Source organism: Bisbaumannia pacifica (assembly GCF_007989625.1).
In the GTDB taxonomy this organism is placed as follows: Bacteria; Pseudomonadota; Gammaproteobacteria; order Pseudomonadales; family Halomonadaceae; genus Bisbaumannia; species Bisbaumannia pacifica.
This window is the reverse complement of sequence record NZ_BJUK01000071.1, coordinates 1-11,347: the sequence shown is the minus strand read 5'-3', so window position 1 is coordinate 11,347 and position 11,347 is coordinate 1. Positions and strand designations below refer to the sequence as shown.

The following is an 11,347-nucleotide window of genomic DNA, read 5'->3' as shown; positions in this document are numbered from 1 at the left end:
CCGGCGCTGGCGCTGGCTGCGGCGGCCTCGGCCCGGGCCCGGGGGGCGGGCTCGGCATCGCGCCCCCTCGCCTGCTGGGCCGCCGCGGCGATGGCCTCGGCCTCTTCCGGCGCCTCGCCGGCCACGCCCATCAGCACCACATCGAGGCTGGGGTGGGGCGGGGCCTCCGCGGGCGTTGGCGCCAGGCGCCAGCTGGCCACGGCGCCGATCAGCGCCAGGTGCAGCAGGATCGCCAGGGCCCAGGCCACCCAGCGCCGATAGGGGTGGGTGACCGGGGCATAGACGAGGGCGTCGTTGATCGGCTGCGCCATGCTCCCCTCCCGGGGCCTCGGACGGGCGGGCTAGTCGCGGTTGGCCAGGCGACGCTCGATGGCATCCATCAGCAGGCCGGCGATATCGGTGCCGCGCTGGTCGTCGATCTCGCGCACGCAGGTGGGGCTGGTGACATTGATCTCGGTGATGTAGTCGCCGATCACGTCGAGCCCCACGAACATCAGCCCCTTGTCACGAATCATGGGCTGCACCTGCTGGATCAGCCAGTGATCGCGCTCGGTCAGCTCGCGGCTGACGCCGGTGCCGCCGGCGGCCAGGTTGCCGCGGGTCTCGCCGGCCATGGGCACCCGGGCCAGGCCATAGGGCACCGGCTCGCCGTCCACCAGCAGGATGCGGGTGTCGCCGTCACGGATCTCGGGGATATAGCGCTGGGCCATGATCTGCTGGCGGCCCCGCTCGGTGAGCATCTCGATGATGGCGCCCAGGTTGCGACCCTCGGGCTGCACATGGAAGATGCCGCTGCCGCCCATGCCATCCAGGGGCTTGAGGATCACGTCCCGGTGCTCGGCGTGGAAGGCGCGCAGCTCGGCCTCGTTGCAGGAGACCAGGGTCGGCGTGCAGCACTGGGGGAACTGCTGGGCGAAGAGCTTCTCGTTGCACTCCAGCAGGGCCCGGGTGGGGTTGACCACCAGCACGCCCTCGCGCTCGGCGAACCCCAGCAGGTGCACGGCGTTGAGGAAGTGGGCGTCCACCGGCGGGTCCTTGCGCATCAGGATCACATCGAGCTCCGCCAGGGGCCGGGCCTCGACCTCGCCCAGGTCGTACCAGTGCTCGGGGTCGCGATGGGCGGTCAGCGGGCGCAGGCGGCCGAAGGCGCGCCCTTCGCGCAGGAAGAGGTCCTCCTGCTCGAGGTAGAAGAGCGAGGCGCCTCGCGCCTGGGCGGCCCACAGCATGGCCAGGGTGGTGTCTTTCTTGAAGGTGAGTTCGGCGATGGGATCCATCACCACGCCAATGCGGAGTGCGCTCATCGAGTCGGGTGTCCTGGACGCGGAGTGATGAGCGCAGTATGCCGCAGCGGCCCGGGGAAGACCAAGGCGGGGGTATCGTCACCGGCCGAAGGGGCGCCCTGTGCCGGAGGCTCGGGGCTGACCTGGGGGTAGGCTTAGCGCTCGGCGCTATCGCCCTCGGGCAGCAGGCGAATGCCGCCCTCCTCGATCAGGATGCGACGCTGCTTGTAGAGGCGGCCGATGGCCTGCTTGTAGGCGTTCTTGCTGATCCCCAGCCGCGCCCTGATTTCGGCGGGGTCGCTCTTGTCGGAGAGCATCAGGTAGCCGCCGGCCTGGCGCAGGGCGGCGAGCACCTGCTCGCCGACCACGTCGAGGCGCGCCGGCCCCGGCGGCAACAGCGAGAGGTCCAGGCGACCATCCTCGCGGACCCGCTTGATATAGCCGGTGAGGCGCTGGCCGCGGCGCAGCGGCCGGCTCACCTCATCCTGGTAGAGCAGGCCCCAGAAGCGGTGATTCACCGCCACCTTGAAGCCCAGGTCGGTGCGATCGGCGATCACCAGGGTCACCTCGTCGCCGGCGGCCAGGCCCCGGGCCTCGTCCTGGAGATGCTTGTCGAGGCGCTGGGAGGCCACCGGCCGCCCCCGATCATCCTCGTAGATGCACACCAGCACCCGCTTGCCCACCTCGGGGCGAAAGCGCTGCTCCGGGTAGGGCAGCAGCAGTTCCTTGGGCTGGCCCCAGTCGAGGAAGGCGCCGGTGGCGTTGACCGCCGCCACCCGAAGGTAGGCGACCTCGCCGACATGAGCGGGGGGGGTGGCTTGCGGAGATCGGGACATGGTGGCTTCCAGGATGACGGTGAGGGATCAGGCGAAATCGCCGAAGCGGTACTGCAACAAGGATAGCGCCACCACCGGCGCGGTCTCGGTGCGCAGGATACGCGGGCCGAGCGAGAGCGGCAGGAAGCCGGCCTCCCGGGCGGCGGCGACCTCCGCCTCGGCGAGCCCGCCCTCGGGGCCGATCAGCAGGGCCGCGTCGGCGGGGGCCTCACGCGCCTCCAGGGCCCCCGAGGTGGCGGGGTGCAGCACCAGGCGCAGGGCCTCGTCGCGCCCGGCCAGCCAGTCGGCCAGGGCCAGCGGCGGATGCACCGGCGGCACCACGGCGCGGCCGCACTGCTCGCAGGCGCTGGCGGCCACCGCCTGCCAGTGGGCGAGCTTCTTGGCGGCCCGGTCGCCCTTGAGGCGCACGTCGCCGTGCTCGGTATAGAGCGGGGTAATGGCCGCCACCCCCAGCTCCACCGCCTTCTGGATGGCGTAGTCCATGCGCTCGCCCTTGGAGATCGCCTGCCCCAGGTGAACCGCCAGGGGCGACTCGCCGCGCCCCTCGGCGACCGCCTCGATACGCACCACGACCCGCTTGCGGCCGGCCTCGACGATCCGCGCCTCGGCCTCCCGGCCCTGGCCGTCGAAGAGGGTCACGGCGGCGCCTTCGCGCAGGCGCAGCACCAGGGCCAGGTGGCGCGCCGGCCCCTCCGGCAGAACGAGGTCGCCGCCGGGGGCGAACCCGGCGGCGACATGAATGCGCGGCTGGGCCATGGCTTACTGGGTGGTCTCGCCGCTCTGCTGGGCGGCCCCTTCGGCGGCGCGCTGCTTCTTCTGCAGATAGAGCGCCTCGAAGTTGACCGGGGCCAGCATCAGCGGCGGGAAGCCGCCACGATTGACCAGGTTGTCGATGCACTCCCGGGCGTAGGGGAAGAGCACATTGGGGCAGAAGGCGCCCAGGGTGTGCTCCAGGCGCTCGCCCTCGATACCGCCGATGCGGAACAGGCCGGCCTGCTCCACTTCCACCAGGAAGGAGGTATTGCCGTTCTCGGCGTGCGCGACCTGGGCGGTGACCTTGACCACCACCTCATAGAGGCCGTCGCCCACCTGCTGGTTGGAGGTGTTGAGGTCTAGGCTGACCTTGGGCTTGAAGGGCTGCTGGAACACCGCCGGAGAGTTGGGGGCCTCGAAGGAGATGTCCTTGACGTAGATGCGCTGCAGGGCGAACTGCAGCTGCTGCTGGTTCTGCTGGCCGGCGGCCTGGTCGTTGCCGCCTGTGCTCTGGTTGTTGTCTTCCGCCATGCTGGGATTCCTTGCCGACGTTGGGATAAAAAAGAGGGTCGTGGGTTACTTCTTGACCACCGGCAGGCCGTCGCTCTGCCACTGGAGCATGCCGCCCTTGAGCTTGAGGGGACGGGTGAAACCGGCCTTGGTCAGCTTGGCCACGGCGAGGCCGGCGGCCTGGCCATGCTTGCAGACCACGATGACCGGCGTCTCCTTGAGCTTCTCCAGCTCATTGAGGCGCGATTCGAGCTTGCTCTGGGGAATGTTGCGGGCCCCGGCGATATGGCCGGCCTTGAACTCTCCCGCCTCGCGAATATCGACCACCACCGCGTCCTCGCGATTGATCAGCTGGGTGGCCTGACTGGAGGTGACGCCACCCGCACTGCTGTTGCGGATCTCGTAGGCGATCCAGGCCAACAGTACCAGGACGAAGGCACCCACCAGCAGCGGGTGATTAGCGACGAATTCAAACAGCTGGTCGATCATGGCTTCCGGTAGCTCTCGTTGGGTGACTCCGAGGTATGGTGCAGGCACCGTGGCTGCACCACGCCGCCGAGCCGGCACAGTATACACAAGCCACCGGCGAGCGTCTGGCCCGCCGCGACCGTCGCTGCCCCGGGGCAGGCCGCACGCCCCAAGCTGACGGCCCGGTGGGCGGTGCGATATGATGCCCCAAGGAGCCGTGAGTCGCGACCCCGCCGCCGGCGGAGTCTTCGACGCTGACACAACGAGGCCAATCTTCATGTCTGATGCCAATGCAGCCGCCCCGCGCCCGGTGGCGCTGATCATTCTCGATGGCTACGGCCATAACGACGACGCCCAGGACAACGCCATCGCCGCCGCCAAGACCCCGGTGATGGACCGCCTGCAACGCGACTACCCCCATGCGCTGATCCACACCGACGGCAAGTTCGTGGGCCTGCCGGAGGGCCAGATGGGCAACTCCGAGGTGGGGCACATGAACCTGGGGGCCGGACGCATCGTCTACCAGGACTTCACCCGCATCACCAAGGCCATCGAGGACGGCGAGCTGGCCGCCAACCCGGTGCTGACCGCGCCCATCGATGCCGCCGCCAAGGCCGGCAAGGCGCTGCACCTGCTGGGCCTGCTCTCCCCGGGGGGCGTGCACAGCCATGAGGAGCATATCCTGGCCATGGCCGCCCTGGCCGCCGAGCGCGGCGTCGAGCGCATCTATGTGCATGCCTTCCTCGATGGCCGCGACATGCCGCCCAAGAGCGCCGGCCCCTCCATCGAGCGCACCAATGCCCGCCTCGCCGAGCTGGTGGGCGCCGACCACGGCTTTATCGCCTCGCTGATCGGCCGCTACTACGCCATGGACCGCGACAACCGCTGGGACCGGGTCGAGAAGGCCTATCGCCTGATCACCGAGGCCGAGGGCGAGCAGGTGGTGGACAGCGCCGAGGCCGGCCTGGCCGCCGCCTACGAGCGCGGCGAGAGCGATGAATTCGTGGCCGCCACCAGCGTGCGCCCGGCGGGGCAGGCCATCGCCATGCAAGACGGCGACGCGGCCATCTTCATGAACTTCCGCGCCGACCGCGCCCGGGAGCTGACTCGCGCCTTCGTCGAGCCCGATTTCGCCGGCTTCGCGCGCCGCGCCCACCCGCGGCTGGCCGCCGACGGCCTGGTGATGCTGACCCAGTATGCCGCCGACATCCCCGCCCCCGCCGCCTTCCCCCCGGAGGAGCTGCGCAACACCCTGGGCGAAGTGATGGCCAGCCGCGGCAAGACCCAGCTGCGCATCGCCGAGACCGAGAAGTACGCCCACGTGACCTTCTTCTTCTCCGGTGGCGAGGAGGCGGAGTATCCCGGCGAGACCCGGGTGCTGGTGCCCTCCCCTCAGGAGGTGAAGACCTACGATGAGAAGCCGGAAATGAGTGCCCCGGAAGTCACCGACCGGCTGGTGGAGGCCATCGACTCCGGCGCCTACGACCTGATCGTCTGCAACTACGCCAACGGCGACATGGTCGGCCACACCGGCAAGTTCGACGCCGCGGTCCAGGCCATCGAGGCGGTGGACGCCTGCGTCGGCCGGGTGGTGGAGGCCATCGAGCGGGCCGGCGGCGAGTGCCTGATCACCGCCGACCACGGCAACGCCGAGCAGATGACCAACCCCGACACCGGTGCCCCCCAGACCGCCCACACCACCTTCGCCGTGCCGCTGGTCTACGTCACCCACCGCCAGGCCCGGCTGCGCGACGGCGGCCGGCTGTGCGATATCGCCCCGACCCTGCTGACCATGATGGGCGAGGCGATCCCGCCGGAGATGACCGGCCGGGTGCTGATCGACCTCCCGTGAGGCATCGCCTCGCCGGCGCGCTGGGCGGCGCCCTGAGTCTCGCCCTGCTGCTGGGCTGGGCCGCGCCCCTGGCGGCCCAGCCCGACGAGCGCCAGGCTCGAGAGCGCCTGGACGCCATCGGCGGCGAGATCCAGGCGCTGAACCGGCGCCTGGAAGGCACCCGCAGCGCCCGGGACGACGCCGACCAGGCCCTGCGCCGGGTAGAGACCGACCTCGCCGAGACCCACCGCCGCCTGGACGAGCTCCAGGCCGAGCGACGGCGCCTCGACGACGAGGTCTATGACCTGGAGCGCCAGCGCGAGGCTCTGGAGGCGGAGCGCACCGAGCTGGAGGCGGCCCTGGCCACCCAGCTCGACGCCCTCTATCGCCTCGGTCGAACGCCCCAGCTCAAGCTGCTGCTCAACCAGGAGGAACCGGCGCGCCTGGATCGCCTGCAGACCTACCTCAATCACCTGACCCGGGCGCGCAACGCCCGCCTGGACGAGCTGGCCGAATTGAATGCGCGCCTGGCCGCCAACCGCCACGCCCTGGACGAGCGCGCCAGTGCCCTGGCCGCCAACCAGGCCGCCCTGGAGACGCGCGGCGCCGAGCTGGTCGCACAGGGCCGCGAGCGCCAGGCCCTGGTGGCCGAGCTCGACGCCCGCTACGCCAGCGAGCAGGCGCGCCTGGCGGACCTCAACCAGGATCGCGCCCATGCCGAACGGGTGCTGCGCCAGGTGCAGGAGGAGCTGGCACGACTGCAGCGACCGCCACCCTCCACCGCCATCGCCCAGACCCGCGGCGACCTACCCTGGCCGGCACAGGGCGCCATCGCCTCGCGCTTCGGCCGCGGCGAGGGGGTCCACCGCGACGGCATCCTGATCCAGGCCGCCGAGGGCACCCCGGTGGAGGCGGTGCATGCGGGACGGGTGGTCTTCGCCGACTGGATGCGTGGCTTCGGCAACCTGCTGATCATCGATCACGGCGACCAGATCATGACCCTGCATGCCCACCTGCAACGCTTCGATGTCGGCGTGGGCGCCGCCGTGGAGCGCGGCACCCGCATCGGCGCGGTGGGCGCCAGCGGCGGACGCGGCCAGCCGGCGCTCTATTTCGAGGTGCGCCGCGGCGGCGCCCCCATCGACCCCCAGGGCTGGATCGCCCGGCGCTGACGCCGCCTATGGCGCCGGGCCCCACCTCGGCGCTATCCTGAAGCTCAGCCGGTCACTCAATTAGCCCCCCACGGGAGACTGCATGTCCATCACCCTTCCCCGCCCCCTGGGCGTCGGCCTCGCTTCCCTGGCCCTGGCGACCCTGCCGCTGTCGGCCCCGGCACAGGAGCCCGCGGAGACCCTGCCCCTGGACGAGATCCAGACCTTCGCCGAGGTCTTCGAGCGCATCAAGCGCGCCTATGTGGAGGAGGTGGACGACGCCACCCTGCTGCGCAATGCCATGCGCGGCATGCTCGGCGAGCTCGACCCCCACTCCACCTATCTGGACGAGGAGGCCTTCGACAGCCTCCAGGAATCGACCCAGGGGGAGTTCGGCGGCATCGGCATCGAGGTGGGACAGGAGAACGGCCAACTGACGGTGATCGCCCCCATCGACGACACCCCCGCGGCCCGCGCCGGCCTGCAGCCCAGGGATGCCATCCTGCGCATCGAGGAAACCGCCACCGAGGGCCTGTCGCTGCAGGAGGCGGTCAACCTGATGCGTGGCGAGCCGGGCACCGACCTGGAGCTGACGCTGCTGCGTCGCGGCGAGGAGACGCCGCGCACCGTCATCCTGACCCGGGAGATCATCCGTACCGAAAGCGTGCGCAGCGACCTGCTGGAGCCCGGCTACGGCTACCTGCGCATCAGTCAGTTCCAGAGTCGCACCGGCGAACAGCTGGAGGCGGCGCTGAGCGAGCTGGAGGCCGAGGGCCCCCTGGACGGGCTGGTGCTGGACCTGCGCAACAACCCCGGCGGCGTGCTGCAGGCCGCGGTGGCGGTGGCGGACGCCTTCCTGGAAGAGGGGCTGATCGTCTACACCGAGGGACGCCTGCCGAACAGCGAGCTGCGCTTCAATGCCACCCCCCGCCAGCACGCCGCCGAGGTGCCCCTGGTGGTGCTGATCAACGGCGGCAGCGCCTCGGCGGCGGAGATCGTCGCCGGCGCCCTGCAGGATCAGCGCCGCGCCGTGGTGATGGGCACCGAGAGCTTCGGCAAGGGGTCGGTGCAGCAGATCATGCCGCTGGGTAACGGCGAGGGCCTCAAGCTGACCACCGCCCTCTACTACACCCCTAGCGGGCGCTCCATTCAGGCCCTGGGCATCAGCCCCGACGTGGCGGTGGCCCGGGGCCGCCTGGAGCTGGCGGAGGGCAGCCGCCAGCTGCGCGAGGCGGATCTGGAGGGACACCTGGGTCGACGCGGCGAGGCCCGGGAACGCAGCGAGGCGATGAGCGAGCGGCTGCAAGAGGATTACCAGTTGGCCGAGGCCCTGAACCTGCTCAAGGCCCTCAAGGTGATCGGTCAGCGCCCCGCCGCCGCGGGGTAGGCTGGATAAAATAAAAATAGGAGCTGGCTTTAGCCGCGGCCCGACGTTTCGGCGATGGCCTCAACATCGCCTGCTAAAGCAGGCTCCTAGCACCCCGGTGACAGCTCTCACCCCGTAGGCGATTAACGCCTTAGCGGCAGCTCAGGGGCAGGCGGCCGCGCTCGCCGATCGCCTGGCGCATCAGCAGGCGCTTGAGCGGGGTGGCCCGGTCGACCCCGGAGAGCCCCAGGTTACGGGCCAGGGTCAGGGCCGGGTGCGTCGCCCCGAACAGCAGCCGGAAGCCGTCCATCAGCGCCAGCATGGCGGCGTTGTCGCCGCGGCGCCGCCGCGCATAGCGCGCCAGGATCCGCGCGTTGCCCGGGGCGATACCGCGCCGCCGGGCGGCCAATAGCTCCTCCGCCAGCACCGCCGCATCCATCAACCCCAGATTCACCCCCTGGCCCGCCAGGGGGTGAATGCTATGGGCGGCATCGCCGATCAGCGCCAGGCCGGGCCGTACATAGCGTTCGGCATGGCGCTGCACCAGGGGCACAGCGAGGGCATCATCGATGACGTCCACCTCGCCCAGGCGCCCCTCGAAGGCCGCCTCCAGGGCCTCGCCCAGGGCGGCCCGCGGCAGGGCGACCAGCCGCTCGGCCTCCTCGGGCGAGGTCGACCAGACGATGGAACAGTAGCGGGGCTCGCCCGCCAGGGTCAGGGGCAGGAAGGCCAGGGGCCCGGTGGGCAGGAATACCTGACGGGCCACGCCACCATGAGGCAGGGCGGTGCGCACCGTGGTCACCACCGCCACCTGGCCGGTGTCATGGGGGGCGGCGTCGATACCGGCCAGCGTCCGCAGGCGCGAGCGCGCCCCATCGGCGGCCACCACCAGGGGCGCGGAGAGCGTCTCGCCGCCTTCCAGGGTCAAGTGAGCGGCGCCGCCGGCCTCGGTCTGCAGTCCCTCGATCACCGCCCCGAAACGCTGGGTCACGCTGGGCAGGGTCGCCAGGCGCGCTTCCAGGGCCGCCAGGACGACGTCGTTCTCGACGATATGTCCCAGCGCCGCCACCCCGGCCTGGGCCGCCTCGAAGGCGATCTCGCCGCTGCCCTGAGCATCCCAGACCCGCATCTCGGTGTAGGGGGTCACGCGGCAGGCCTGGATCGCCTCCCAGGCCCCGAGCCCGGTCAGCAACCGCTGGGAGACCGGGGTGATGGCGCTGACCCGGCGTCCCGGCGGCATGCCGGCCAGGTCGCTCTTTGCCAAGGGGGCGGGGCGGGCATCCAGCACCGTCACGGCGACGCCGGCCTCCCCCAGCAGGGCGGCCAGGGTGGCCCCCACCATGCCTCCTCCCACGATCAGCACCTCGGCCCGCATCGCCGCCTCCTCGACTCCCGGATTCTCGTCCGGCTATTGTCGCATGAGCGGCGTCGATAGGCGCCCCCTGACGACGAGGCGCCTGCGACGCTATGCCGGCAATGAAATAGTGCCTATCAGCAGACCAATCGGGGATAGACCCTGGGTCGGCTTATGACTATTTTGTGTACAACAACTACATAAAAAAGTATCCATCCCCTAGGGAATGAGTGTGTACAACAACAACCGCGTGAGAGGCACAAGATGACAGAAGCCACCACCCAGGCCGAGCCCCGGCCATCCCGCACCGTCAATCAGGACCCCGATGCCATGCCCCCGCTGGGCAAGGCGATCCCCCTGGGCATCCAGCACATCATGGCGATGTTCGCCGGTAACGTGACCCCGCCGATCATCATCGCCGGGGTGATCGGCGCCACCACCGGCGAGCAGATCTTCCTGATCCAGGTCGCCCTCTTCGTGGCCGGTATCGCCACCCTGGTCCAGACCATCGGCATGGGCCCGATCGGCGCCCGCCTGCCCATCGTCCAGGGCACCAGCTTCGGCTTCCTGCCGGTGGCCCTGCCGCTGGCCGGCAGCTTCGGCCTCGCCGCGGTGCTCGGCGCCTCGTTGATCGCCGGCCTGTTGCAGGTGGTGCTGGGGGCCTTCCTGAAGAAGATTCGTCACTGGTTCTCGCCGGTGGTCACCGGCATCGTGGTGCTGTTGATCGGCATCACCCTGATGCCGGTGGGCCTCAAGTATGCCGCCGGCGGCGTGGGCAGCCCCGACTTCGCCTCCCCCACCAACCTGGGCCTGGCGCTGTTCGTGCTGGTGGTAACCATCGCCGTGCACCAATTCGGCCGCGGCTTCCTCAAGGCGGCCTCCATCCTGGTGGGCCTGGTCAGCGGCTACCTGGTCGCCATCGCCCTCGGCATGGTGGACTTCTCCAGCGTCGCCGACGCCGCCTGGTTCTCCTTCCCCAAGCCCTTCCAGTACGGCCTGGAGTTCCACCTGACCGCCATCATCGGCATGGCCCTGATCATGTTCGTGGTGGGCCTGGAGACCATCGGTAATATCTCCGCCATCACCATCGGTGGCGCCGGCCGCATGGCCAAGGATCGCGAGCTCTCCGGCGGCGTCATGGCCGACGGCGTGGCGACCTCCTTCGCGGCCATCTTCAACACCCTGCCCAACACCGCCTATGCCCAGAACGTGGGCCTGATCACCCTGACCGGCGTGGTCAGCCGTCACGTGGTGACCATCGGCGGCATCCTGCTGATCTGCATGGGCCTGTTCCCGAAACTGGGCGGCCTGGTCGCCGCCATGCCGCATGCCGTTCTGGGCGGCGCCGGCGTGGTGATGTTCGGCATGATCGCCTCCGCCGGCCTGAAGATCATCAAGGAGTGCGACCTGAACCAGCGCGCCATGCTGATCATCGCCGTCTCCCTGAGCCTGGGCATCGGCCTGCCGGCGGTGAAGGAGATCGCCGAGACCATGCCCGGCCAGCTCGGCTTGCTGCTCAAGTCCGGCCTGGTGCCGGCGGCCCTGGCGGCCCTGCTGCTGGATGCCATTCTGCCCGGCAAGCCCAAGCGCGAGCTCGCCGAGGCCGACGAGACCGCCGCCGCGGCGGAACCGGCCAACCCCGAGAAGTAAGCCCGAGGGGCGGGCACCGCCCGCCCCTCACCCTCAACACCAGAACGCCAGGGGCCCGGCATGACTGCCGGGCCCCTGGCGTTTCTGCGATTGGTGTACGCGCCTAAGGCTTTGTCTGAAAAGTCGGCGAGCGATGTCCAGACAAGGC

Annotated in this window: 11 protein-coding genes; 4 read left to right on the top strand and 7 right to left on the bottom strand. The window is 70.4% G+C overall.

Annotated elements, in window-relative coordinates:
• From HPA02_RS17275 to HPA02_RS17250, 6 genes are all read right to left on the bottom strand, one after another.
• Positions 1-311: hypothetical protein (locus tag HPA02_RS17275; protein ID WP_222594015.1), on the bottom strand; the 311-nt coding region annotated here is incomplete at its 3' end.
• Positions 312-341: 30 nt separating this feature from the next.
• On the bottom strand, positions 342-1,301 hold the full coding sequence (gene gshB / locus HPA02_RS17270; protein WP_146804446.1) for a glutathione synthase: 960 nt from the start codon (positions 1,299-1,301) through the stop codon (positions 342-344).
• Positions 1,302-1,435: 134 nt separating this feature from the next.
• Positions 1,436-2,116, bottom strand: coding sequence for a CvfB family protein (locus HPA02_RS17265; protein WP_146804445.1), 681 nt, complete (start codon positions 2,114-2,116; stop codon positions 1,436-1,438).
• A gap of 27 nt (positions 2,117-2,143) precedes the next feature.
• On the bottom strand, positions 2,144-2,872 hold the full coding sequence (locus HPA02_RS17260; RefSeq protein ID WP_146804444.1) for a 16S rRNA (uracil(1498)-N(3))-methyltransferase: 729 nt from the start codon (positions 2,870-2,872) through the stop codon (positions 2,144-2,146).
• Positions 2,873-2,875: 3 nt separating this feature from the next.
• Entirely contained in the window at positions 2,876-3,400 is a 525-nt protein-coding gene (secB, locus tag HPA02_RS17255) for a protein-export chaperone SecB (RefSeq protein ID WP_146804443.1), read from the bottom strand.
• Positions 3,401-3,445: 45 nt separating this feature from the next.
• Complete coding sequence (locus HPA02_RS17250; RefSeq protein ID WP_146804442.1) at positions 3,446-3,868, bottom strand: rhodanese-like domain-containing protein; 423 nt, start codon at positions 3,866-3,868, stop codon at positions 3,446-3,448.
• Positions 3,869-4,124: 256 nt separating this feature from the next.
• Between HPA02_RS17250 and gpmI the strand changes: the two genes are divergently transcribed.
• From gpmI to HPA02_RS17235, 3 genes are all read left to right on the top strand, one after another.
• Positions 4,125-5,699: a 2,3-bisphosphoglycerate-independent phosphoglycerate mutase gene (gene gpmI, locus HPA02_RS17245; protein ID WP_146804441.1), complete on the top strand. Its 1,575-nt coding sequence runs from the start codon at positions 4,125-4,127 to the stop codon at positions 5,697-5,699.
• Positions 5,696-6,850 (top strand): murein hydrolase activator EnvC family protein, encoded by a 1,155-nt coding sequence (locus HPA02_RS17240; protein ID WP_244945959.1) that lies wholly within the window; start codon positions 5,696-5,698, stop codon positions 6,848-6,850. Before gpmI ends, HPA02_RS17240 begins: the two co-directional genes overlap by 4 nt.
• An 82-nt stretch (positions 6,851-6,932) precedes the next feature.
• Positions 6,933-8,216 carry a S41 family peptidase gene (locus HPA02_RS17235; protein WP_146804440.1) on the top strand — a complete coding sequence of 428 codons (1,284 nt, stop codon included), beginning with the start codon at positions 6,933-6,935 and terminating at the stop codon, positions 8,214-8,216.
• 130 nt (positions 8,217-8,346) lie between these two features.
• On the opposite strand, the gene HPA02_RS17230 is transcribed toward HPA02_RS17235, so the two are convergent.
• Positions 8,347-9,570, bottom strand: coding sequence for a UbiH/UbiF/VisC/COQ6 family ubiquinone biosynthesis hydroxylase (locus tag HPA02_RS17230; protein WP_146804439.1), 1,224 nt, complete (start codon positions 9,568-9,570; stop codon positions 8,347-8,349).
• Positions 9,571-9,813: 243 nt separating this feature from the next.
• Here HPA02_RS17230 and HPA02_RS17225 point away from each other — a divergent pair, with 243 nt between their 5' ends.
• The gene (locus HPA02_RS17225) at positions 9,814-11,199 is read left to right on the top strand and encodes a uracil-xanthine permease family protein (RefSeq protein ID WP_146804438.1); all 1,386 of its coding nucleotides are present in this window, start codon (positions 9,814-9,816) and stop codon (positions 11,197-11,199) included.
• Positions 11,200-11,347 lie beyond the last annotated feature (148 nt).

Bases quoted from the DNA above. Each gene is read 5' to 3' on its own strand.
- gpmI (WP_146804441.1), top strand. From the start codon at position 4,125: ATGTCTGATGCCAATGCAGCCGCCCCGCGCCCGGTGGCGCTGATCATT.
- HPA02_RS17230 (WP_146804439.1), bottom strand. From the start codon at position 9,570: ATGCGGGCCGAGGTGCTGATCGTGGGAGGAGGCATGGTGGGGGCCACC.
- secB (WP_146804443.1), bottom strand. From the start codon at position 3,400: ATGGCGGAAGACAACAACCAGAGCACAGGCGGCAACGACCAGGCCGCC.
- HPA02_RS17225 (WP_146804438.1), top strand. From the start codon at position 9,814: ATGACAGAAGCCACCACCCAGGCCGAGCCCCGGCCATCCCGCACCGTC.
- gshB (WP_146804446.1), bottom strand. From the start codon at position 1,301: ATGAGCGCACTCCGCATTGGCGTGGTGATGGATCCCATCGCCGAACTC.
- HPA02_RS17250 (WP_146804442.1), bottom strand. From the start codon at position 3,868: ATGATCGACCAGCTGTTTGAATTCGTCGCTAATCACCCGCTGCTGGTG.
- HPA02_RS17235 (WP_146804440.1), top strand. From the start codon at position 6,933: ATGTCCATCACCCTTCCCCGCCCCCTGGGCGTCGGCCTCGCTTCCCTG.
- HPA02_RS17265 (WP_146804445.1), bottom strand. From the start codon at position 2,116: ATGTCCCGATCTCCGCAAGCCACCCCCCCCGCTCATGTCGGCGAGGTC.
- HPA02_RS17260 (WP_146804444.1), bottom strand. From the start codon at position 2,872: ATGGCCCAGCCGCGCATTCATGTCGCCGCCGGGTTCGCCCCCGGCGGC.